Annotated in this window: 23 protein-coding genes; 11 read left to right on the top strand and 12 right to left on the bottom strand. The window is 67.1% G+C overall.

The features are described from left to right. Positions 1-45: 45 nt before the first annotated feature. Positions 46-2307, bottom strand: coding sequence for a TonB-dependent siderophore receptor (locus SB764_RS08000; RefSeq protein WP_321903292.1), 2262 nt, complete (start codon positions 2305-2307; stop codon positions 46-48). Positions 2308-2698: 391 nt separating this feature from the next. Between SB764_RS08000 and SB764_RS07995 the strand changes: the two genes are divergently transcribed. Then, positions 2699-3019, top strand: coding sequence for a pyrimidine/purine nucleoside phosphorylase (locus SB764_RS07995; RefSeq protein WP_065057737.1), 321 nt, complete (start codon positions 2699-2701; stop codon positions 3017-3019). An 86-nt stretch (positions 3020-3105) separates the two neighbouring features. Here the strand turns inward: SB764_RS07995 and SB764_RS07990 are convergent, their stop codons facing one another. From SB764_RS07990 to SB764_RS07975, 4 genes are read right to left on the bottom strand one after another with little or no spacing between them, the layout of a single operon-like run. Then, entirely contained in the window at positions 3106-4287 is a 1182-nt protein-coding gene (locus SB764_RS07990; RefSeq protein WP_410863142.1) for an enoyl-CoA hydratase/isomerase family protein, read from the bottom strand. A 3-nt stretch (positions 4288-4290) separates the two neighbouring features. Beyond that, positions 4291-5076 (bottom strand): enoyl-CoA hydratase, encoded by a 786-nt coding sequence (locus SB764_RS07985; RefSeq protein ID WP_410863141.1) that lies wholly within the window; start codon positions 5074-5076, stop codon positions 4291-4293. A 25-nt stretch (positions 5077-5101) separates the two neighbouring features. Next, the gene (locus tag SB764_RS07980; protein ID WP_074981332.1) at positions 5102-6826 is read right to left on the bottom strand and encodes an AMP-binding protein; all 1725 of its coding nucleotides are present in this window, start codon (positions 6824-6826) and stop codon (positions 5102-5104) included. A gap of 48 nt (positions 6827-6874) precedes the next feature. Further along, positions 6875-8008, bottom strand: a complete 1134-nt coding sequence (locus SB764_RS07975; protein ID WP_410863159.1) for an acyl-CoA dehydrogenase family protein — start codon at positions 8006-8008, stop codon at positions 6875-6877. Positions 8009-8266: 258 nt separating this feature from the next. Between SB764_RS07975 and SB764_RS07970 the strand changes: the two genes are divergently transcribed. The 4 genes from SB764_RS07970 to SB764_RS07955 all read left to right on the top strand — a co-directional run bounded on the left by SB764_RS07970 (position 8267) and on the right by SB764_RS07955 (position 12219). Further along, positions 8267-9268, top strand: coding sequence for an AraC family transcriptional regulator ligand-binding domain-containing protein (locus SB764_RS07970; protein ID WP_410863157.1), 1002 nt, complete (start codon positions 8267-8269; stop codon positions 9266-9268). A gap of 101 nt (positions 9269-9369) precedes the next feature. Beyond that, positions 9370-9633 carry a DUF4148 domain-containing protein gene (locus tag SB764_RS07965; protein ID WP_065057703.1) on the top strand — a complete coding sequence of 88 codons (264 nt, stop codon included), beginning with the start codon at positions 9370-9372 and terminating at the stop codon, positions 9631-9633. 498 nt (positions 9634-10131) lie between these two features. Then, the gene (locus tag SB764_RS07960; protein WP_074981331.1) at positions 10132-11433 is read left to right on the top strand and encodes an NCS2 family permease; all 1302 of its coding nucleotides are present in this window, start codon (positions 10132-10134) and stop codon (positions 11431-11433) included. A gap of 252 nt (positions 11434-11685) precedes the next feature. Next, entirely contained in the window at positions 11686-12219 is a 534-nt protein-coding gene (locus SB764_RS07955) for a cytochrome b (RefSeq protein WP_065057701.1), read from the top strand. Positions 12220-12347: 128 nt separating this feature from the next. Here the strand turns inward: SB764_RS07955 and SB764_RS07950 are convergent, their stop codons facing one another. Then, a complete protein-coding gene (locus SB764_RS07950) occupies positions 12348-12641 on the bottom strand; it encodes a DUF1488 domain-containing protein (protein ID WP_074981329.1) in 294 nt (97 codons plus the stop codon). Between the two features lie 370 nt (positions 12642-13011). Then, positions 13012-13230 (bottom strand): DUF2964 family protein, encoded by a 219-nt coding sequence (locus tag SB764_RS07945; RefSeq protein WP_065057699.1) that lies wholly within the window; start codon positions 13228-13230, stop codon positions 13012-13014. Between the two features lie 329 nt (positions 13231-13559). Between SB764_RS07945 and SB764_RS07940 the strand changes: the two genes are divergently transcribed. From SB764_RS07940 to SB764_RS07930, 3 genes are all read left to right on the top strand, one after another. Next, the gene (locus SB764_RS07940; RefSeq protein WP_410863139.1) at positions 13560-15602 is read left to right on the top strand and encodes a sigma-54-dependent Fis family transcriptional regulator; all 2043 of its coding nucleotides are present in this window, start codon (positions 13560-13562) and stop codon (positions 15600-15602) included. Between the two features lie 76 nt (positions 15603-15678). Continuing rightward, positions 15679-16818: a VIT1/CCC1 transporter family protein gene (locus tag SB764_RS07935; protein ID WP_410863137.1), complete on the top strand. Its 1140-nt coding sequence runs from the start codon at positions 15679-15681 to the stop codon at positions 16816-16818. Positions 16819-16904: 86 nt separating this feature from the next. Further along, the gene (locus SB764_RS07930) at positions 16905-17204 is read left to right on the top strand and encodes a 2Fe-2S iron-sulfur cluster-binding protein (RefSeq protein WP_065057735.1); all 300 of its coding nucleotides are present in this window, start codon (positions 16905-16907) and stop codon (positions 17202-17204) included. A 148-nt stretch (positions 17205-17352) separates the two neighbouring features. Here the strand turns inward: SB764_RS07930 and SB764_RS07925 are convergent, their stop codons facing one another. Then, positions 17353-17640 carry a DUF4148 domain-containing protein gene (locus SB764_RS07925; RefSeq protein WP_065057734.1) on the bottom strand — a complete coding sequence of 96 codons (288 nt, stop codon included), beginning with the start codon at positions 17638-17640 and terminating at the stop codon, positions 17353-17355. 353 nt (positions 17641-17993) lie between these two features. Between SB764_RS07925 and SB764_RS07920 the strand changes: the two genes are divergently transcribed. Next, positions 17994-18251 carry a DUF4148 domain-containing protein gene (locus SB764_RS07920; RefSeq protein ID WP_321891471.1) on the top strand — a complete coding sequence of 86 codons (258 nt, stop codon included), beginning with the start codon at positions 17994-17996 and terminating at the stop codon, positions 18249-18251. 193 nt (positions 18252-18444) lie between these two features. On the opposite strand, the gene SB764_RS07915 is transcribed toward SB764_RS07920, so the two are convergent. From SB764_RS07915 to SB764_RS07905, 3 genes are all read right to left on the bottom strand, one after another. Next, a complete protein-coding gene (locus SB764_RS07915) occupies positions 18445-18858 on the bottom strand; it encodes a hypothetical protein (RefSeq protein WP_183038889.1) in 414 nt (137 codons plus the stop codon). A 99-nt stretch (positions 18859-18957) separates the two neighbouring features. After that, complete coding sequence (locus SB764_RS07910) at positions 18958-19152, bottom strand: YqaE/Pmp3 family membrane protein (RefSeq protein WP_065057694.1); 195 nt, start codon at positions 19150-19152, stop codon at positions 18958-18960. Positions 19153-19188: 36 nt separating this feature from the next. Further along, on the bottom strand, positions 19189-19383 hold the full coding sequence (locus SB764_RS07905; RefSeq protein ID WP_373681580.1) for a DUF1653 domain-containing protein: 195 nt from the start codon (positions 19381-19383) through the stop codon (positions 19189-19191). Positions 19384-19858: 475 nt separating this feature from the next. Between SB764_RS07905 and SB764_RS07900 the strand changes: the two genes are divergently transcribed. Continuing rightward, positions 19859-20074, top strand: a complete 216-nt coding sequence (locus tag SB764_RS07900; RefSeq protein ID WP_065057692.1) for a hypothetical protein — start codon at positions 19859-19861, stop codon at positions 20072-20074. 57 nt (positions 20075-20131) lie between these two features. On the opposite strand, the gene SB764_RS07895 is transcribed toward SB764_RS07900, so the two are convergent. After that, on the bottom strand, positions 20132-20866 hold the full coding sequence (locus tag SB764_RS07895; protein ID WP_321904279.1) for a GntR family transcriptional regulator: 735 nt from the start codon (positions 20864-20866) through the stop codon (positions 20132-20134). Between the two features lie 179 nt (positions 20867-21045). Between SB764_RS07895 and SB764_RS07890 the strand changes: the two genes are divergently transcribed. After that, a complete protein-coding gene (locus SB764_RS07890; protein ID WP_410863134.1) occupies positions 21046-22311 on the top strand; it encodes a cyanate transporter in 1266 nt (421 codons plus the stop codon). Positions 22312-22360 lie beyond the last annotated feature (49 nt).

Raw genomic sequence — 22360 nt, 5'->3', positions numbered from 1 at the left:
GGCGCTCGCAGCGCCCCTTTTCCGTTTACACCTTGCGTCCACGCATCATTGATAGAAGTTCAGCGTGACCATCGCCGAGCGGCCCGGCGCCCAGGTCGCGTAGATCGGATACGCGCTCTGGTAGTACTTCTTGTCGAAGATGTTGTTCACGTTGAGCTGCAAGTCGACCTTCTTCGAGACGCGCCACGTCGCCGAGGCGTCGAAACGCGCGTAGCCCGGCGTCCACTTGCGCGAGGTCGCCGACACCGATGCATACGTCAGGCTCGACACCGTCGCGCCCGCGCCGATGTTCAGCTTCGGCAGCACGTCGTAGCTCGTCCACAGCGTGAAGTTGTGCTTGGGCACCATCACCATCGGCAGGCCGGAGAGCGCCGGGCTCGTCGGACCCGCGTTGGTTGTGATCGCGTCGAGATACGAATAGCCGCCGAACACGGCCCACTTTTCCGTCACGTTGCCCGCGAAGCCGAATTCGAAGCCGCGCACGCGCTGCGAACCGGCGTTGATCGTGCCGCCCAGGCCGTCGCTCACGCGCGCGTTGGTCTTGTCGGTCTGGAACAGCGCGGTCGTCAGCGACAGACGGCGGTCGAGCACGTCCCACTTCGCGCCCACTTCGATATTGCGCGAACGCTCCGGCGCGAGATCCTGATTGGTCGCCGTGAGCTGGTCGGTGCCGCCGCCCAGCCCCGAGTTCGCGCCCGGCGGATTCGCCGACGTGCCGTACGACGCGTACAGGCTCACCGTGTCGATCGGCTTGAAGACGAGGCCGAACTGATAGCTGAACAGGTTCGACGTGTTGTTCAGATTCGCCACGCCCGCTTGCTCGGCCGTCACGTCGTAACGGTCGAAGCGCACGCCCGCGTTGAAGATCCAGCGCTGCGACAGTTGCACGCTGTCGAACAGATACGCCGAGGCGGTGTTGGTCTGCGTATGCGTCGCCGGGCCGGGGAAGGTCTTGTCGCCGTTGAGCAGCACGCTGCCGGTCCACGGATTGTTCGGGTTCCAGCTGCCGAGCGGCGTGCAGTTGTACGCCACCGAGCACGGGCCGCCCGAGCGGATGTTGTTGCCCTTCGAATCGGTGACGAGATAGCCCTCGTAGAGATCCTGCTCGTGGCTGAACTCCACGCCCGCCGTGAGCGTGTGGCGCATGCCGTAAAGATCGAACTTGCCGTTCGCCTCGGTCTGGTTCGACACGCTGTTGGTCGCGTACTTGCCGCTCTTGGCCTGCAGGCTCAGCAGGTTCGGATTCGTGCTGGAGATCTGCGGATTGGTCGCGAGATAGTCGAGCGTCGAGCGGCCGAACATCGTCGTGTTGTGGATCTTCCACGCGTCGTTGATGCGGTGCTCGACCTTCACTTCACCGGTATCGGTCTGGCCGTAGCGATAGTCGCGCGAATTCAGGCCGTAGAACTGGCTGCGGTTGCTCGGCACCGGCGTGCCGCCCGTCGAGCGGAACGGCACGCTGAAGTCGGGCATGTCGTAGCTGCTCAGGTGGTAGTAGCTCAGCGTGACCGTGGTCGGCGAATTCAGGCCGAACGCGATCGACGGCGCCACGCCCCAGCGCTTGCTATAGACGTTGGTGCGACCCGCCTGGTCGGCGTCGTGGCCCATCGCGTTCAGGCGGAACGCGGTGGTGTCGTTGAGCTGCTGGTTCCAGTCGATGGTCGCGCGGCGGTAGCTGTCCGTGCCGAGACCGATGCTGCCGTTGATGAAGCTGTCGGCCTGCGGCGTCTTGGTCGTGATGTCGATGCTGCCGCCCACCGAACCGCGCCCCGCGTACACCGAATCCGGGCCCTTCACGACGCTGATGTTCTCCACGTCGAAGGTCTCGCGGTTCTGCACGCCCGAGTCGCGCATGCCGTCGACGAAGATCGAGTTGCGCGACTCGAAGCCGCGAATCACCGGACGGTCCGCCGACGGATTCGCCGCCGCGTCGCCGCCGAGGAAGGTGATGCCCGGCACCGTGCGCAGCGCGTCCTGGAACGTCGAGACGTTCTTCTGCTTGAGCACTTCTTCCGGAATCACCGTGATCGAGCGCGGCGTGTCGATGAGCGGCGAGGTGAACTTGTACGACGAAAGCGACTTCGTCTGCATCTCCGAAGGCGCCGAGGAGCTGACCTTGACGGCGGGCAGCATGGCGTCGGCGGCGTTCGGCGTGGGCGTCGTGGGCGTCGTGGTGGCGGCGGCGCTGGATGCGGCCACGGCCGGCGCAGCTTGCGCATGCGCGGCGGTCGCGGCGAAAAATCCGGAGCAATAGAGGGCTGCGACGGACGCGACAGTGCGCATCCGACTCGGGAAGTGAGCGGACATGGTGAGCGGCTTGATCGAAGGCGGAGACGGGATAGCACCAGGCGTCACGCGCCACGCAGCACTTCCCGGCCCCTGTAATTTATGTTATTTGCAAATGCGTATGATTCTCATTTGCCGTCGCAATTGTAATGACATGTTATTTTTCTGTAAACACTGATTACCGAATATTCAGCGGCGAGGGCGTTGGGGATCGTCGACGATGGCAAGGCGCGCGGCACGCGCAGGCCGCATTTCATGGCGAAGATGAGTGGCAGGCGACCGTTCGGCGCTGACCGGGCGGCCATGTCAGGACGCGCCGGGAGCCGGTATGATGGCGGGCCGCGCTTCGCGCGCCGCCCTGCGCGGCGAGGCGCCCACGCATTCATTCACGACGACTCAGAGGAAGACCGCCATGACGGCAGCAACGCAATTCGACCAGGTTTCCGTAATCCGCAAGGCCAACGTGTACTTCGACGGCAAGTGCGTCTCGCACACGGTGCTGTTCGCGGACGGCACGCGCAAGACGCTTGGCGTGATCCTGCCTGGCCAGCTGAACTTCGGCACCGACGCGCCCGAGCTGATGGAAGTGCAAGCCGGCAAGTGCCGCATCCGTCTGGACGGCAGCGACGAATGGAAGACGTACGCGGCGGGCGAATCGTTCTCGGTGCCGGGCAAGAGCCGCTTCGACATCGACGTGGTCGAAACGCTCGATTACTGCTGCAGCTATCTGTGAACGCAGTGAGCGTGTAAGCGCGCCGCGCTCAGACCAGAACGCCCGCCGTGCCTTGCGCACGGCGGGCGTTTTTCATGGTGTCGCAATCACGCGCCCAGATCCGCCAGCGGATGATCCTCCGCGCGCCACGGCGAGGCGAGAAAATGCTGCACGCGCGGCTCGCGCAAGTCGGCGAGCGTCGCGGGCGACCAGTGCGGCGTGCGGTCCTTGTCGACGAGATGCGCGCGCACGCCCTCGCAGAAGTCGCCCTCCTCGATCGCGCGCACGACGATGCCCAGCTCCATGCGAAAGCTCTCCGCGAGCGTCGAATGACGGCCTCGCAGCAGCGCCTCGCGCGTGACTTCGAGCATCGTCGGCGAATAGTGCGTGAGCGCGTCGAGCGTGGCTTCGCGCCAGGCGCGTGCGTCACCGGGCGGCGCGCCTTCGAGATCGGCCCGCAGCGAAGCAACGATCTCGCCAACGCGCGCCTGCCGGTCGAAATGCCGCGCGATCAGCGGCTCCCGCGCGGCGAGCGGACTCGCAATCGCGTCGTGACCTGACGTCTCGAACACCTGCCGCAGCCCGTCGTACACGCCGCCGTCGAACGACACCTGCGCGAGCCGCGCCTCGTAGCCGTCGAGCCAGTCGCCCGGCACGCAGACATCGGCGAGATGCAGATGCAGCGCGTCGGCGCCATTGAGCAGCGCGCCGGTGAGCCCCACATACAGCTCCATGTGCGCGGGCATGCGAGCGAGAAAATGCGTCGCGCCCACGTCGGGCAACAGGCCGATGCGCGTCTCCGGCATCGCGATCTTCGTACGCGTGGTCGCCACGCGCAGCGACGCCGCCTGACCGAGCCCCATGCCGCCGCCCATCGTCACGCCGTCGAGCAGCGCGACGACCGGTTTGTCGAAGGTATGCAGCGCGTAATCGAGCCGGTATTCGTCGACGAAAAACTGCTGCCAGCCCTGTTCGCCGAGCCGCTCGCCCGCGCGTGCGAGCCGGTCGATCGCGCGCACGTCGCCGCCCGCGCAAAAGCCCTTCGGACCCGCGCCTTCGAGCACGAGCGCGACGACCTCGGGATCGTGACGCACGCGTTCGAGCAGCACGGCCAGCTCGCGCACCATCGCATGCGAAAGCGCGTTGAGCGCGGCGGGACGATTGAGCGTGACGATCGCGACGCGATTGACCACGCGAACCAGTACCTCGCTTTGTTCAGGCGATAGGGCTTCCGTTTGCGCGGACGTTCCCACCGCTGCGTGCCGCACGGCTTCCGGTCGTGCATTCATGACTTAACTCTCCATTTCACTGTGCCAGCGCGGTTTGCGCTTCTCGAGAAAGGCGTTCACGCCCTCGCGCTGATTGGGCGAATCGAACAGATCGACGAAACGCTCGCGCTCGACCGCCAGCGCCGCGCCGCGCGGCACGCCGTTGCGCGCCTGATGGATCAGCGCCTTGCTCGACGCGACCGCGTGCGGACTCAGCCCGGCGACGCGCGCCGCCATCGCGAGCGCGGCCTCGCGCGCGCCGCCCTGCGGCACGACTTCTTCGACGAGACCGATGCGCAGCGCCGTGGCCGCATCCACGCGCTCGCCCGTGAGAATGATGCGCTTGGCCCAGCCTTCGCCGACGAGCCAGGGCAGCGTCTGCGTGCCGCATCCGCACGGCAGCAAACCCACGGCGGGCTCGGGCAGCGCGAGTTGCGCCTGTTCTTCTGCCACGCGGATATCGCACGCCAGCGCGCATTCGAGCCCGCCGCCCATCGCATAGCCGTTGATCGCCGCGATGGTCACCGCGCGCGCGTTTTGCAGCGTTTCGAACGCCGCGCCGAACGCCGTGGCCGCCGTGCGCGCGGCTTCGCGGTCGCCATCGGCGAAAGCGTTCAGATCGGCGCCCGCGCTGAAAAACTTCGGCCCGCTGCCGGTGATGACGATGGCGCGCACCTGCGCCTCGCGGTCGAACGCTTCAATGACCTGCTGAAGCTGACGCAAGCCATCGACGGTGAAGGCGTTCGCGGGCGCGCGCGTGAGCGTGACGAGCGCAACCGCGCCCTCGTGCACGTATTCGAATTCGATCATGGCGTGACTCCGTGCAGGCGCGGACCTAGCCGCGCAGTTCGGGGAAATCCTCTTCCCAGTATTCGTCGGGCTGGCGCGCGGTGTCGGGCGTGCGATCCATCTCGCGGCGACGCAGTTCGACGCGGCGGATCTTGCCCGAAATCGTCTTCGGCAAATCGCTGAATTGCAGCCGCCGAATGCGCTTGTACGGTGCGAGTTTCTCGCGCGAAAAACGGAACACTTCGCGCGCGAGATCGGGGCCGATCTCGTAGCCCTGACGCACGATCACGAACGCCTTCGGCACCGAGAGACGCAGTTCGTCGGGGCTCGGCACCACGGCCGCTTCGGCAATCGCTTCGTGCTCGATCAGCACGCTTTCGAGTTCGAACGGACTGAGCCGGTAATCGGACGATTTGAACACGTCGTCGGCGCGACCGACGTAGACGTAGTAGCCGTTTTCGGCGCGCATCGCCACGTCGGACGTGTGGTAGTAACCGTTGCGCATGGCGTACTCGCTCGCCGTCGCGTTGTTCGCGTAGCCGGTCATCAGGCCGAGCGGACGCAGCGTCGAATCCGGCCCGAGCGGCAGCGCGATTTCGCCTTCGTTCACGGGCTGATCGTCGGGATCGACGAGTTCGACGCGATAGCCCGGCAGTGGCCGCCCCATCGAGCCGGCCACCACGGGCTGGCCCGGCGAATTGCCGATCTGGCAGGTGGTTTCGGTCTGGCCGTAGCCGTCGCGGATCGTGATGTTCCAGGCGTGGCGCACGCGCTCGATGATCTCGGGATTGAGCGGCTCGCCCGCGCCGACGATCTCGCGCAGTTTCACCGGATAGCTCGCGAGCGGCTCCTGCACGAGCATGCGCCACACGGTCGGCGGCGCGCACAGCGTGGTCACGCCGCATTGCACGATCGCGTTGAGCGTCTCTTTCGGCACGAAGCGCGCGTAGTTGTAGACGAACACGCAGGCCTGCGCATTCCACGGCGCGAAAAAGCAGCTCCACGCGTGTTTGGCCCAGCCTGGCGAGCTGATGTTCCAGTGCACGTCGCCGGGCACGAGGCCGATCCAGTACATCGTCGACAGATGGCCGACCGGATAGCTCTGATGCGTGTGCTCGACGAGCTTCGGCTTCGAGGTCGTGCCGGACGTGAAATAGAGCAGCATCGGATCGCTCGCGCGCGTCGGGCCGTCGGGCACGAACGCGGCGCTGGCCGCATAGGCGCGCGACAGATCGATCCACGGCGCGCCGACGTCCGGCGCGCCCACCGCGATGCGCTTCACGTTCGCGTCCAGCGTGTCGAACTTCGCGAGTTCCGCCGCATCGACCACGACGTATTGCGCGCCGCCCGCCTCCACGCGCTCGCGCACGTCGTCGGGCGAGAGCTGCGTGGTGGCGGGCAACACCACGGCACCGAGCTTCATCGCCGCGAGCATGACGTCCCAGAGTTCGACGCGGTTCGGCAGCATCAGCAACAGACGATCGCCGCGTCCCACGCCCTGCTCGCGCAGGAAATTCGCCACGCGCGCCGAGCGTTCGGCCATCTGCGCATACGAATACTGCGTGCCGCCGCTTGCGAGATCGTCGACGATCCAGAGCGCCGGATTCGCGTTGCCGCGCGCGATCACGTCGAAGTAATCGAGCGCCCAGTTGAAGGTGTCGAGCTTCGGCCACGCGAATTCCGCGTAAGCGCGCGCGTAGTCGGTGCGGTGACGCTGCAGCAGATCGCGTGCGTCGATGAAGGCCTGCGCGGAAGGGGTGAACCCGGTCATCGTCGTCTCCAGTTGCTATCGTTATTTATTTAGCCATCCTTTCCATATTCAAAGCTGCCGCGCGATCACCATGCGCAGCACTTCGCTCGTGCCTTCGTAAATCTGCGTGATGCGCGCGTCGCGGTAATGCCGCTCGACCGGATAGTCGTTGAGAAAACCGTAGCCGCCGTGAATCTGAATGGCGTGCGAGCACACTTCTTCGGCCATTTCCGAGGCGTAGAGCTTGGCTTGCGACGCCTCCGACAAACACGGCTTGCCGAGCGTGCGCAGACGCGCCGCGTGATGCACGAGATGGCGCGCGGCGTTGAGGCGCGTATGCATGTCCGCCAGCATGTTGGCCACGCTCTGATGCTTGATGAGCGGCTCGCCGAACTGCACGCGTTCGTGCGCATAGGCGCGCGCCGCATCGAAGGCCGCGCGCGCGATGCCGAGCGCCTGCGCCGCGATGCCGATGCGCCCGCCTTCGAGATTCGACAGCGCGATTTTCAGGCCCTCGCCGCGCTGGCCGAGCAGGTTCGCTTCGGGAATCGCGCAATCGGTGAAGGTGATCGGACAGGTGTCCGAGGCGCGAATGCCCATCTTCTTTTCGGGCGGCCCGACGTTGAAACCGGGCGTATCCGTGGGCACGACGAACGCGGAAATGCCGCGCTTGCCCGCGTCCGGGTCGGTGACCGCGAACACGATCGCGAGGCTCGCGCGCGCGCCGTTGGTCACGAACTGCTTGTTGCCGTTGAGCACCCACTGGCCGTCGCGCAGCTCGGCGCGCGTGCGCAGATTGTTCGCCTCGGAACCGGCCTGCGGCTCGGTCAGGCAGAACGCGCCGATCATCTCGCCGCTCGCGAGCTTCGCGAGCCAGCGGTCCTTCTGCGCGTCGGTGCCGTACTGGAGGATCGGCCCGCAGCCCACCGAGTTGTGCACGCTCATGAGCGTGGCGCACGAGGCGCAGCCGGCGGCGATCTCTTCCATCGCCAGCGCGTAGGCCACGTAATCGGTGTACGAACCGCCCTGCTCCTGCGGCACGATCATGCCGAGCAAACCCAGTTCGCCCAGTTGCGCGACGACGTCGTCGGGCAGCTTGCCGTCGCGGTCCCATTGCGCCGCGTGGGGCGCGAGGCGCTCGGTCGCGAAATCGCGCGCGGCGTCGCGGATCATGCGCTGATCTTCGGTGTAGAACTCGTCCATGTTTGTCCCCTTCATGTCTCGTGCCGTGCGGCGCGTGGCGTGCATCGGCGTCGCTCACAGCCTCGTTGCCACTGTGGCCCCGGCTGCGCACCACTGCAAGGCTCGCGAAAAGTTTAGGCATCGGCGCACCGGCATTCGATGCCCGCCACGATCAAACTGACTGAGCGGATTTACCATATCGTCTGCGACAACCCCACCGGAGGCCAGTCCTTGCAGTCAGGGAAAACCAGCAGAGTGAGCGAAAAAGGCACGATCGCGATGAGTCTCGTCAACGAGACGCTGGCGCTCGCGCGCGCCCAGGGGCTCGATGTGTCGCCGGTGCTCGACGCGGCGGGCATCGGCGCGGACCTGCTCGACGCGCCGCGCGCTCGCGTGAGCGCGGCGCAATACGGCGCGCTGTGGTCGGGCATCGCGCGCGCGCTCGACGACGAATTCTTCGGCCAGGACGCGCACGCCATGAAAAGCGGCAGTTTCGTCGCCATGACGCACGCGGCGCTCGGCGCGCGCACGGGCCGCCAGGCGCTGCAGCGCGCCATCCACTTCATGCGCCTCGTGCTCGACGACCTCGCGGGCGAAATCGACATCGACGCCACGCGCGTGCGCGTCACGCTCGTCCATCGCGCGGGCACGCGGCCGCCCGCGATGTTCGCGTACGCGACGTGGTTCATCCTCGTCTACGGCTTGCTGAGCTGGCTGGTCGGGCGGCGCATTCCGGTGGTGGCGGCGCGCTTTCGCTGCGCGCCGCCCGCGAACGCGCACGAATACCAGTCGATGATCTGCGACGACATCGGCTTCGATCAAGCCGGGTCGTGGTTCGACCTCGCGCCCGCGTTTCTCGACCTGCCGGTGATCCAGACCGCCGGTTCCGCGCGCGCGTTTCTGCGCAACGCGCCGGGCAATTTCGTCGTCAAGTATCGCAATCCGGGCGCGTTCGCGGCGCGCGTGCGGCGGGCGCTGCGCGCCCTGCCCGTGAGCGCGTGGCCGGACGCCGACGCCATCGCGCGGCTGCTCAACGTCGCGCCCGCGACGCTGCGGCGGCGGCTGCATCAGGAAGGCCACAGTTGCCAGACGATCAAGGACGAACTGCGCCGCGACCTCGCGCTCGCGGCGCTGCAAGACCCCGCGCGCGCGGTCGCCGACGTGGCGGCCGCCGTCGGCTTCGCCGAGCCGAGCGCCTTTCACCGCGCCTTCCGCAAGTGGACCGGCATGCGTCCCGGCGAATACCGCCAATCGCGCGAACGCGCCGCGGTGCGGGGCTGAATCCATGCACGCGGCATAACACACAGACTCAATCGCACCTTTCGATTATCGGGATACCGTCTATACTTTTAAGGGTTATCCCTAATACGAAAGGCTTCATCATGAACACCGTCACACGTGCCGCGGTCGGCGTATTCGCCGCCGCGTGCTGCTTCGCTTCGCTGCCGGCCTCGGCGCAGAGCTACAACCCCGCGCAGCCGATGACACGCGCGCAGGTGCGCGCGGATCTCGCCGAGTGGCGCGCCGCGGGCTACGATCCGCTCGACTGGATCGACTACCCCGAAAACGCGCAACGCGCGGGTGCCATCGTCGCGCAACGCCGCGCGGCGCACGCAGCGGGCGTCATGCCGCAATCGGCGCAGTAAGCGAGCGCCCGGAAGAAAACAGGAGCAGGCGCGCCGCCGCACGCGCGCGCCGGACCCGCTCCCGGCGGGTATGACGGTCTGCCCCTCAAAGGCCGACCGGCGCGTGAAATTTGTGTCCGGAATCGTTGATTTCGCGACTGCCGTGCGATCGCGTTTGTCCGCGCGCACCGCCTGACGATCTTCACCGCATGACGCGCCAATACCCGCCGGTACGCGACGACACGCTCCGACGCGCTCCGATACACGCGGACCCCGACCCGTTTACCTCGCCGCACGGAAGTTGCGCGCGCATCCCTTTCTATCCTTACAGCACGCACTGTTGCAGCGCTTCCACGCGTTTCGTAAACGCATTGCTGCGCGGCGCGGACAATTGTTTACAATCCCGCCCGTAACCGCTTCAACCACACGATCCGCGCGATCCGGACGCGCCCCGCCGCCCGTCCGCCGACGCCGATCCCAACAACAAATCAACCGCTCGATTCTCAAGGGCCAACCTTCATGGACGCCATCAAACGCTATTTCGGCTTCGAAGAGGCAGGCACGAACCTGCGCACCGAAGTGCTCGCCGGCATCACCACCTTCCTCACGATGGCCTACATCATCTTCGTGAACCCGGCGATCCTCGGCGACGCCGGCATGCCGAAGGAATCGGTGTTCGTCGCCACCTGCCTCGTCGCGGCGCTCGCGTCGATCGTCATGGGCCTGTACGCGAACTATCCGATCGCGCTCGCGCCCGGCATGGGCCTGAACGCGTACTTCGCGTACGCGGTGGTCAAGGGGATGGGCTTCACGTGGCAAGCCGCGCTCGGCGCCGTGTTCATCTCGGGCTGCCTGTTCTTCATCGTCACGCTGCTGCGCGTGCGCGAGGCGATCATCAACGGGATTCCGCACTCGCTGCGGGTGGCGATCACCTCGGGTATCGGCCTGTTCCTCGCGATCATTTCGCTGAAGACCTCGGGCGTGATCGTCGGCAATCCGGCCACGCTGGTCTCGCTCGGCAATCTGCACGACCCGCACACGATTCTCGCGATCATCGGCTTCTTCGTGATCGTGACGCTCGACGTGCTCAAGGTGCGCGGCGCGATCCTGATCGGCATCGTGGGCGTGACGGTTCTGTCGTTCTTCTTCGGCGGCAACCAGTTCCACGGCATCTTCTCGGCGCCGCCCTCGATCGCGCCGACCTTCCTGCAACTCGACATCAAGGGCGCGCTCTCGACCGGCATCCTGAACGTCGTGCTGGTGTTCTTCCTCGTCGAACTGTTCGACGCGACCGGCACGCTGATGGGCGTCGCGAACCGCGCGGGCCTGCTCGTGCACGGCAAGATGCACCGTCTGAACCGCGCGCTGCTCGCGGACAGCACCGCGATTCTCGCGGGTTCGGTGCTCGGCACCTCGTCGACGACGGCGTACATCGAAAGCGCCTCGGGCGTGCAGGCGGGCGGCCGCACGGGCATGACCGCGCTGACCGTGGCCGTGCTGTTCCTCGCCTGCCTGTTCGTCGCGCCGCTCGCGGGCGTGGTGCCCGCCTACGCAACCGCGCCGGCGCTGCTCTACGTTTCGTGCCTGATGCTGCGCGAACTCGCCGACCTGCCCTGGGACGACGCCACCGAAGTCGTGCCCGCCGCGCTCACCGCGCTGGCGATGCCGTTCACGTACTCGATCGCCAATGGCGTCGCGTTCGGCTTCATCTCGTACGCGGGCCTGAAGCTGCTGACGGGCCGTCTGCGCGACGTGCGCCTGATCGTCTGGATCATCGCGGCGGTGTTCCTGTTCCGCTACTTCTACCTCGGCGGCGAATGACGCTGATGACACCGGCGACGCGGGCCCGGTCAGCCGCGTAACGCGCGGCGGCTGTTGCACATGTTCAGCGCGAAACGAAACGGGCGGCCTCGGGGCCGCCCGTTTCGCGTTTACGTCCGCGCGGCGCGGCGCTTAGAGACCACTCGCCGGTAGCGACATCAAGCTAAACGGTCATGCAGCCGCACGCCATCGCGCTGGCTACTTATCATAGGGAATTCACACCAGAACGATCCCCGCACAAAGGAGCCGCCCGTGGCCAGTTACCCCGCCGCCGCCGAACGCTATTCGAAGCCCGCCATCTTCTTTCACTGGGTCATTTTCCTGCTCGTCGCACTGGCCTATCTGGCGATCGAAATACGCGGCCCGAAAGGCTCGGACAGCCGCGCGTTCTGGAGCAACGTGCACTTCTGGTGCGGCACGCTGGTACTCGCGCTCGCCGTGCTGCGGCTCCTGTGGCGGCTCTGGCACGGCGCGCCGCAAGACATCGACTCGAATCGCGTGCTCACCTTCCTCTCGCGGCTCGTGCATCTGGCGCTCTATCTGTTTATCTTCGTGCAGCCGCTGCTCGGCATTCTGATGATCAACGCCGGCGGCCGCCCGGTCACGCTTGCGGGCATCGACCTGCAGATCGTGCTTGTGGGCGCCGACCCCGTTGCGCGCCAGTTCCTGAAAGGTGCGCACGAACTCATCGGCAACGCGTTCTACTGGGTGATCGGCCTGCATGCACTCGCGGCCATCGCGCACCATCTGGTGTTCCGCGACAACACGCTGCGCCGCATGATCTGAGGCGGGGTCCGAAAACGGCCACGCGCCCGTCCGGCGGGCGCGTGGCGTAGTGAGTCGCCGGAACGTGATCTCCGGCGTTGCGCGTGGATTTCAGCGCATTATTCAGGCATCAATCAAACATCGAGCGCTCAAGACAGCATCCCGTGCGCCTGCACGAAACGTACGTAGCCGCTGCGCAGCGTCAGGCACTGCGCGCGGGTTTCCGAGAGCAGCCGGCGCGCGACCGCCTCGATGTTCTCGCGATGATGGTCGAAGGCGTCGAGCATGTCCTCGGCGCGCGTCGACGCCGCGCCGTAGTGATCCTCGAGCGCCGCCGCCGTGATCGTACATTCGACCCTCTCCCCATCGATCATCGCCGGAAACGCCAACGTCAGTGCGCGTCCCGAGTACTCAGGGACTTCATTCGGAAACTGGATCTGCATGGGAATGCCTCAGGTTGAGAGGGTCTGCGGGCCGCGCCATCGTCACGCTACGTTGCTCCTCCACGGCTTGCGCGCGGGTCAAAACACCGACCGCCGCGGGTGCCGTCTTGCGCGACACGTTTGCGGCGGTTGATTGGATTCACTGTAGGACACTTCCTGCGGCCTGCAAGGTCGACTTTGTCACACGGGCAAAACCTTCGTCGCGGCCCGATTCTTGCCGCTGCCGCTGCGAGCGTTGGCGCGTGCAGCATCGCATTCAGGATCGCGTCGGGTTGCACGCGCACACGCCCGCTCCCGCGCCGGCTCCGTGCGGGCGCATGCTGCATCGCAACGATCGTCGCGCGCCAGTGCAACGTGACGACTCGCAACGTCACGACTCGCGATGCTGGCGATGCTCGATCTCGAGATCCTTCGGATGCACGGTCAGCATGGCGACGAACACGGCGATGCCGCCCCCGACCGTCGCCATGCCGTAGACCACGAAGTCGTGCCTGTCGAAGAGCAGACCGTGAATCGCTGCCGCGAGACCCGCCAGCGCGACGAAGACGGCGAGCGCCGCCACCAGGATCCTGAATTCGCCATAGACCATGACGCACTCCCCTAGGGAGCCGCGACGGCCCGACATCCATCCGCCCACAACCCGCTGCGCCGCCGCCGGAACGCGCGCGAGGCGCATCCCTTCCTTTATCCTGGCACTCGCGCGCATAAAGGCAAGCAGTGGCAAACAGCAGCAAGCAGCGACAAGCGGCGCGTGCGGGCCGCGCTCCCCTCGGCACAAACCGGCCATCCCTATGCGCCGAAACGCCCGGATTCGCCCCGATGTGGCGCGCGCCCGCCTTCCTGTACCATGAGGCGAGGCATCACGGCGCGCGCCGGCTTGTTGCGGCGCAGCGCAGCCACACAAGATTGGAGACACGAGTGACCCGACGCCCCTCCGTCACCGTCAAGCCGCCCGAGGCGGCGCGCGCGGACACGATCGCCCAGGCGCATGCGCGCTCGCTGGCGCTCGGCCTGCGCGCGGGCGAAGCGCCCGACTTCCAGCCGCTCGGCGGCGCGGACCTGCGCGACCTGCTCGACGCGAATCGCACGCTCTACCATCAGGCGCGGCCCGTGATGGACGCGCTGCACGCGCAGATCGTCGATACCGAAAGCATGGTGGTGCTCACCGACCGCAACGGCGTGATCCTGCACAGTCTCGGCGATACCGATTTCGTCGAGAAAGCGCGGCGCGTGGCGCTGCGTCCGGGCGTCTCGTGGGCGGAGCGCGACCGCGGCACCAACGCGATCGGCACGGCGCTCGTCGACGCCCAGCCGACCATCGTCCATGCGGGCGAGCACTTCCTGCGCGCGAACCACATCCTCACCTGCTCGTGCGCGCCGATCGCCGATCCGTGGGGCCGCACGCTCGGCGCGCTCGACGTGAGCGGCGAATCGCGCGGCTTTCACAAGCACACGCTCGCGCTCGTGCGGATGTCGGCGCAAATGATCGAGAACCATCTGTTCAACATCGAGTTCGCCGATGCCGTGCGGCTGCAATTTCATGCGCGCGCGGAGTTCATCGGCACGCTCTATGAAGGCCTCGCCGCCTTCGCGCAGGACGGCACGCTGCTGTGCGCGAACCGCAGTGCGCTGTTCCAGTTCGGCTCGCCGCTCGCCACCCTGCAATCGCGCGGCTTCGACGCGCTGTTCGGCCAGCCCTTCGCCGCTTTCATCCAGCAACTCGCCCGCGCGCGTGGCGAGCCCGTCACGCTCACGCTGCCGAGCGGCGTGCGCGTGGTCGCGCGTGGCACGTTGGGCGCTTCGGCGTTCGGCGCGCCGTCGTTCGGCCAGTCCGCAAGCGCGTCGAACCCCGCGCAGGCCGCACAAGCCGCGCGCGATATCGCACGGCCCGCGCCCGCGAGCGCACGCGTCGCCGAAACGGCCTGGCAGCCGACGCTCGCCGATCTCGACAGCGGCGACGCGCGCGTGTCCGCCGTGCTTCAACGCGTCGCGCGCGTGCGCGGCCGCGACATCGCCGTGCTCGTGCTCGGCCGCACCGGCACCGGCAAGGAATGGCTCGCACGGGCGCTGCATCAGGATTCGCCGCGGCGCGACGCGCCCTTCGTCGCGCTCAATTGCGCGGCGCTGCCCGACTCGCTGATCGAAGCCGAACTGTTCGGTTACGAGGAAGGCGCGTTCACCGGCGCGCGGCGGCGCGGCAGTCCCGGCAAGATCGTGCAGGCGCACGGCGGCACGCTGTTTCTCGATGAAATCGGCGACATGCCGCTCGCCCAGCAAGTGCGCCTGATGCGCGTGCTGCAAGAGCGCGCGGTCGTGCCGCTCGGCGGGGCGCGGGCGGTGCCGGTCGATCTGCGCATCGTCTGCGCGACGCACCGCGATCTGCGCGCGATGATCGCCGACGGCACCTTCCGCGAGGATCTCTACTACCGCATCAACGGGCTCGCCGTGACGCTGCCGCCGCTCGCCGAGCGCAGCGATCTCGACGCGCTCATCGCCCGCGTGCTCGCGCGCGTGCGCGCCGAGGCACCCGACGCGCCCACGCGCCTGACGCCTGCCGTGCGCGCGTGTTTCGCGCGCTGCCGCTGGCCGGGCAATCTGCGCCAGCTCGCCAATGTGCTGCGCACGGCCGCGATTCTCGCCGAGGGCGAAGACGCCATCGACATCGTGCATCTGCCCGAGGATCTGCTTGCCGATTGCGCGTCTGAGTCTGGGTCTGGGTCTGCTTCGGAGTCGGAGTCGGTACGAACATCCGTCCACGCCGATGAATCCGCGCATTGCCGCCATGCGCACGCACAAGACACGCGCGACGACAACGGCGACGCACGCCCCGAACGTCTGGCCGACTGGCAAGCGCATCTGATCGACGACGCGCTGTCGCGCCACAGCGGCAACGTGTCCGCCGCGGCGCGCGAGCTCGGGCTCGCGCGCAATACCGTCTACCGGCACCTGCGGCGGCGCTAGCCGCGCGCGTGCAGCGATACCGGTATTCGCGCGCCGCCAGGGTAAGCTTCGCGACAACGCTTTTCCCCCGCGCGACATGGCCTCCGCCCAGGAACTCAAACGCTACCGGCGCAATCTCGCCGACGAACTCGACAGCGCCGTCGTCTACGACACGCTCAGCGCCTGCGAGCAGGACACGCGGCGGCGCGCGATCTACGCCGAACTCGCCGCCTCCGAACGCGAACACGCCGACATCTGGCGCAGCAAGCTCGCAGCCAACGGCGTGCGGGTGCGCACGCATCGGCGCAGCGCGAAGACGCGGCTGTTGCAGACGCTCACGCGCGCGTTCGGACCGTCGCTCGTCCTGCCGACGGTGGCCGCCGCCGAGTACGCCGACCGCGACCGCTACGCGCGCGAACCCGGCGCCGAAACGCTCTCCGCGCAGGAGCAGGAACACGCGGCCATCGTGCAATCGATCGTCGAGAGCAAAGGCGCACGCGGCGCGCGCGGCCGCACGAAAGGCGAGCAGATCGCGGCGGCCGAGTCGTGGCACAAAGGCGCGACGCGCGGCAACGACCTGCGCGCGGCAGTGCTGGGCGCGAACGACGGACTCGTCTCGAACTTCTGCCTGATCATGGGCGTCGCGGGCGCGGGCAGCGCGAGCCGCACGATCCTGCTGACGGGACTCGCCGGACTCGTGGCGGGCGCGTGCTCGATGGCGCTCGGCGAATGGCTCTCAGTGACGAACGCGCGCGAGCTGGCGCGCACGCAGCTCGCGAGGGAAGCCGACGAACTCGAACACACGCCCGACGCCGAGCGTCACGAACTCGCACTGATCTACCAGGCCAAGGGCGTGGACGCCGACGAGGCGCGCCGCGTCGCCGCCCAGATCATGCGCGACAAGGACGAAGCGCTCGACACGCTCGCGCGCGAGGAACTCGGCATCGATCCGAAGGAACTGGGCGGCAATCCGTGGTCGGCAGCGGCGGTGTCGTTCTGCCTGTTTTCGCTCGGCGCGGCGTTTCCCACGGCGGCGTTTCTGTGGGCGCACGGCACGGCGGCCATCGTGCAGAGCGTGGCGCTGAGCGCGCTCGGGCTGGCGGCCGTCGGCGTGTTCACCTCGCTGTTCAATGGGCGCAGCGCGGCGTTTTCCGCATCGCGGCAAATCGTGATCGGTCTCGCCGCCGCCGCGTTCACGGCGGGCGCGGGGCGTCTGCTCGGCGTATCGATATCATGAGCGCCGACAACAACCCGCGTGGCTTCGCGCAGGAGACCGAAGCATCGACAGCACCGGAACGTGAACCTCAACACGAAGTCACGCCCGTGCCGGCTGTATCGACAATACCGGTCGTGCGCGTGGAACCGCTCGGCGCGACCTTCGAAGCGCCGCCCGAACTGACACTGCTGGAAGCCGCTTCGTTCGCGGGCATTCGCCTGCCGCGTCTGTGCCGCAACGGCACGTGCCGCACGTGTCTGTGCCGCATCGTCAGCGGCGAGATCCGCTACACGATCGAATGGCCGGGCTTGTCGCGCGAGGAAAAGGCGCAGGGCGACGTGCTGACCTGCGTGGCCGTCGCGCTCACCGACCTCGTGCTCGACGTGCCCGACGCCGAATTGGCCTGAATCAGGCCGCTTTGGCCGGATTTCGCCCTTTTTGCGCGCTGTTATCCACTTCCGCGCCGATTATTCCGATTGATGAAAAAAACCGGCCCGCGATTCGAGATCGCGGGCCGGTTTCTGTGTACGTGGCGAAAGCGCTTCGCCTGACGGCTTATTGACCGCCGAAGTACACCGATTGCGGACCTTTGCGCGCGGCTTCGGAGACGTAGCCCGCACCGGCCATCGACGTGCTGCTCACGCCGCCGTACGCGCTGTTGCCCTGCGTGACGGGCGCGGCGACCGTGGCGGCGCCGGCGTTCTGGTTACGGCTGGTCTGCTGGAATTCGACGAGCTGCGCGCGCACCTGATCGCGCGTGAGACCCTGTTCAGACTGCGCAAACGCGGCCAGCGGCGCGGCGAAGGCAGTGGCGATGACAACGGCTTGAATGAGCGACTTCATGATGACCTCCGGATTGTTGGAATCGCCCGGCATGTCGCGGCACCAGGGCCGGCATCGAGCGTTGAGTGGATTCTAGGCAAGCGCCAGTTCCGGATATATGGCGAATCAGGCGATTTCCAGTTGCGGATTTCGCAATAATCCCGCGCGCGATGCGAAATGATCTGACACCTAAACAATGCGCCGTTTTAAGCGATCGCCGAAATAATCAGACGAATTGGCGGGACGATTGTTGTCGCCAGGAGAACACTGAATTCGTTTGGTAGGTATTTACCCTAGGCTCACGGTCGCCTACATTGTCGCCATGGGTCAAGGCGTCGCGCCGGCCCGCTAAAAAAGAACCGGAGGTCATCGTTATGAAGTCGCTTCTCAAGGCCGCAGTCATCGCCGCCATCGTCGCCGCCCCGGCGGTTTCGTTCGCCCAGTCGCAACAACCCGTCACGCGCGCTCAAGTCCGCGCCGAACTCGCGCAACTGCGCGCAGCGGGCTACGATCCGAGCGACTGGATGCACTATCCGGAAAACATTCAGGCTGCCGAAGCCAAGATCGCTGCCGAAAAGGCCAACACGGCTTACGGTCCGTCGACCGCCGGCACGTCGCAGTCGGGTCAGTAAGTTTTGACGCGCGGTCGCTGACAGGTCAGGCAGCGCGCCGCGTCCAGATGTGAATCAGGCCCGCCGCTCTTTTGAGCGGCGGGCCTGATTTTTTTCGGACGATACTTAGAGATTAGAGACAGCGGTTTGCCGGCGTCACAGCCTGGCGAGGCTTCCCGAAATTCCCGAGGTGTGACTCTAAAAGCCCGTCGGCTTAACGATGACCACCGCCTCCGCCGCCATGACCGCCGCCGCCACCGTGGCCGCCTCCCCCACCACCACCGTGGCCACCGCCACCGCCGCCGCCGGGCGGACCCCACTGACCGCCGTGTCCTCCGGGACCGCCTGGCCCGCGCCCGCCGCCGGGGCCGCCATGCCAGCCGCCCGGGGGCGGTCCGCCATGCGGCCCACGCGGGCCGCCGTGCCAGCCGCCGCCACGGTAGTAATCACCGCCGCCGCCCCAGATGCCGATATTCACGCTGCCATAAGCCGGCGCCGCATACCCCGGCGCGTAGCCGTAGTCGTAATAACCGGGCTGGCCGTAGCCGTATCCATAGTCGTAACCGGGCGCCACGGCGCACCCCGCGAGCAGGGCGACGGCGCCCACCATCAGCGCATATTTAAGCATGACCGAATCTCCTTTCCATATGTAAGAAAGTGGAATCAGTCTTAAGTTCTCGCTGAATTGTGAGCGCGCATTACGGGTGTAACCGCGCGACGCGAAGCATCAATTGCGGCGGCCGAACGCGTCGTTGATCTTGCGATCGGTTTGATACTGGCTCAGCGAATACACGGCCCAGATGGCCGCCGGAATCCAGCCGATCAGCGTGATCTGCAGGATCAGGCAGATGATGCCCGCGAGCGGACGGCCAATCGTGAAGAACAGCAACCAGGGCAAGACCAGAGCAATCAGTAGACGCATCGTGAGCGGACCTCGTGTGGTGTGAAAAAAGTGCGTTCAGTTGACGGGCGCGAAGCGCGGCACGAGCGCGCCATCGACTTCGACCAGCTCGAAAAAGACGGATTCGGGCCGTGTCCAGATCGTGCCGTTCGCGGCGCGATACACGATCATCGTGACCGACGGATCGGACTCGAGCGTCGCTTCGCAAACCAGTTCGTAAATGCCGCCTTTGTAGTGCCGGTAGCGCACCATCGTCATGTTCCTTTTTCGTCGATGTACTTCGATTGCGCCGTCACGTTCGCGGCGCGATCGGCGTAGTGTATCAATGGAACGCGCGCGCACGTAGCGCGACGCCTTGCGGCGCACGCAAGATCCCACGCCGCGAACTTCATCCCGGTTAATACGTAGTCCAGATAAATTATCGACGAAGGCGATTAGTTCGCGGTCAACGCGCTCGGCCCGGCGCCGGTGCCGGCCTTCTCACCGTGCCGAACCGGGCGCCGTATGTGGGCATCGACCTCGCGCGCCGGCCGGCCGCCGCGCGGGCGATCGTAGCGGATCTGGAGCGGCTCAAACGCGCACGCGACCAGAAAAAATAACCGGCGTGACGGCGGCGAGCCTGCGCATCGACGCAAAAAAACCAGCACGAGATTATTTTGACGCGCTGGCAGCGGTCTTTTTGTCGTGCGATAACCACTTAATCGCCACACTCGCCGGAGCCATCGCGATGGCCACGCTCGAAGCTTTCCGCACCGTACTCGACGATCCGCATACCCCCGAGATCATCCGCAATCACATTATCGATTCGCTGCAATATGCGCTGCGCAATCACGGCCAGATCTTCGCTTCGAAAGAAGTCGAATGGCTCGCCACCTGGGACGACGCGCGTATTCCGCTCGCCGCGACCAAGGAATTGAACCGGCGCGTGGCCGAAACGCGCTAAGCGCGTTCGTTGCTCATGCGCTGAGCGCGCCTCTGCGACGCGCCGGGCGCGCGGCCGCTACGGCGCCAGCCCGGCGAACACTGCCTTCAGGTCGAGGCCCGCGCGCGCACGCGCCTGCTTCACCACCCGCGCCTCGATTTCCGCCAGATGCTCGCGCATGGTCGCGAGCGCAGCGTCGCGCTCGCCCGCTTCGAGCGCGGCGATGATCTGCGCGTGCTCGTCGGGCGCGCAGGTGGTGGCCTTGTTCGGATCGAACAGCGCCTTGTACAGCTCCGTCTTCGCGACGAGCTGCGCCAGCGCGGCTACCAGTGCCGCGCCGCCCGCGATCTCCGTCAGCACCAGATGAAACTGGCCCGCGAGGCGCACCGCTTCGTCCACGCGGCCGTCGCGCAGCGCCTTCTTTTCGCTGCGCACGTGGGCGGCAAGCGCGCGGCGCGCACGCGCATCGAGCGCGCCGCACAGGCTCGTCACCACGCCCGCCTCCACCACCTGCCGCGCGCGAAACGCCGCGCGAATATCGTCCTCGGACGGCGACGGCACGAACGCCCCGCGATTCGGTTCCATCACGAGCTTGCCTTCGTAGCCCAGCCGCGCGAGCACCTTGCGCAGCGCGCCGCGCGTGCAGCCGAACGCCGCCGCGAGCTCGCGCTCGACGAGCTGCTGGCCCGGTGAGAGCTTGCCTTGCAGCAGCGCCGAATTGATCGACGCGTAGACGAGGGCTTCGACGTCGTCGGATTCGTCGTCGGTCTGGGGCGGGAGGGGCGGCGTGATCGAGCGGGTTCGGGATGCCATGAGCGTGGGTGCGATTTGACTTGCGGACAGGATCAGGCCGCATTGTAGCGACGCGCGCCCCCGGACGAAACCGGGCAACGCATGGCCGTTGCGTGATACCCGGGATAGCCGGGCAGATCATATTGTTGACAATCAATCTGTATAATGGTCAACCAAATATAGCAGATAAGGTTGACCGCATGACACTTCGCCAGGACCCTTCCCGCGCCTCGCCGCCCCACGCCGACGGAAAAGCCGCCCTCGTCTGGTACGCGACCATCGTCGCGATCGGCCTGAATCTGCGGCCCTTGCTCACGTCGATCAGCCCCCTCATGGCGACGATCCGGCACGACACCGCGCTGTCGTTCTCGGGCGCCTCGCTGCTCACGAGCCTGCCCGTGGTGGCGATGGGACTCGGCACGTTCGGCACCGGCTGGCTCGCGCGCCGGCTCGGCGAAACGCGCGGCGTGGCGCTCGGCCTCGTCGCGATTGCGGCGGCAGTCGGGGCGCGCGCGGTCGCGGCGTCGGGCGTCGCGCTCATGCTCACCGCCGTGGCGGCGGGCGCGGGCGTCGCGGCCATCCAGGCGCTGCTGCCCGCCGTCATGAAGCAGCGTTTCGCGCACCGCGTGCCGCTCGCGATGGGCCTCTTTTCCGCGTCGATCATGGGCGGCGGCGGCCTCGGCGCGAGCCTCAGCCCGCTCGTCGCACGCGCGGGCGCGTCGTGGCACGGCGCACTCGCGATCTGGGCGCTGCCCGCCGTGGCGGCGCTCGGCCTGTGGCTCGGAATCAATCGCGGCAAAGGGGCGAACCGCGCGCAAGCGGCGGCGCACGCAAGCACGCAAAACCACGCCCACGTGCCGGTCTGGCGCAAGCGCCGCGCATGGACGCTCGGGCTGCATTTCGGCCTCGTCAACGGCGGCTATACGAGCCTCGTCGCGTGGCTGCCCGCGTATTACCAGCAGCATGGCGCAAGCGTCGAGGCAAGCGGCTCGCTGCTCGCCGCCATGACGGTCTTCCAGGCCGCCAGCGCGCTGCTGCTGCCGCTCGCGGCCGCCCGTTTCACCGACCGACGTCCCTGGCTGATCGCCGGGCTCTGCGCACAGTGGATCGGCGTGGCCGGCCTCGCGGCCTGGCCCGAGGCCGCGCCGCTGCTGTGGGTCGCGGCGGCGGGCGCGGGCCTCGGCGGCACCTTCTCCGTCACGCTCGTCACCGCGCTCGATCATTCGGGCGATCACCGCATCGCGGCTCGCCTCGTCGCGTTCGTGCAGGGGCTCGGCTTCGTGATCGCCGCGCTCGCGCCGCTCGTGGCCGGACGCGTGCGCGACCTGAGCGGCAGCTTCACGGCCGCGTGGGTCATGCTCGCCGTCTCCATCACCGCGATGATCGTGCTCACGCTCGCGTTCTCGCCGCGCAGTTATGGGCGATGGCTCGGCATCCACGGACCGGGCGCGCTCGACGCAGCCTGATCTCTCTGCCTGGCCCGGCGGCGCAAACGCACCCAAAAATCGCGAAAAA

It is taken from the genome of Paraburkholderia sp. SIMBA_027, from assembly GCF_046535315.1.
GTDB lineage: Bacteria > Pseudomonadota > Gammaproteobacteria > Burkholderiales > Burkholderiaceae > Paraburkholderia > Paraburkholderia tropica.
Note: the sequence above shows the minus strand (reverse complement) of the source record. Positions and strands in the feature narration are given on the sequence as shown.